General features: G+C 65.4%; 1 protein-coding gene. It reads right to left on the bottom strand.

Annotated elements, in window-relative coordinates; all coding sequences use genetic code 11:
- A partial coding sequence (locus K4G67_RS08145; protein WP_239805893.1) for a transposase occupies window positions 1-535 on the bottom strand: 535 nt, incomplete at both ends.

The following is a 535-nucleotide window of genomic DNA, read 5'->3' as shown; positions in this document are numbered from 1 at the left end:
GGCATTGGCGTTGAGCCCGCCTGACGGCACAAGCATCGGCGACGGTGACGATTTCGGGATCGGCACGCAGCACGGCGTTGGTCGGCAGACCAAATACGTAATCGACGCCGGTCGCCTCACACAACGTCATGACCTCGGGCCGCCCATAGTGCCCGTCGCCGCGGATGGTGATGTGGGTATCGGGCCAGTGCCGCCGAAGATGGCGCACCAGGCGCCGAATGTGTCCGGCAGCCTCGGCGCCCGACGGTGTCTTGCCGGCGCGCAGCAGCATTGCCACCGGCCGACCGGTGGCGGTGTCGTAGACATGAATCGGCAGGAAGCAGCGCTCCCAGTGATGACCGTTCCAGAACGAGAGTTGCTGATAGCCGTGCACGACATCACAGGTGTCATCGATATCCAGCGTCACCGCCGCCGGCGCGGCGGGATAGCTGGCGCAGTAGATGTCGATCATCGCGGCCATCATCCTGGCCAACTCGCGCGTAGTCGGCGCATTTTCCCACCGGCTCATGGTCGGTTGGCTCGCAAGCCCCACGCC

The sequence above is a fragment of the Croceicoccus hydrothermalis genome, assembly GCF_022378335.1.
GTDB lineage: Bacteria > Pseudomonadota > Alphaproteobacteria > Sphingomonadales > Sphingomonadaceae > Croceicoccus > Croceicoccus hydrothermalis.
The sequence above is the reverse complement of the archived record's forward strand: the minus strand, read 5'-3'. Positions and strand labels throughout refer to the sequence as shown.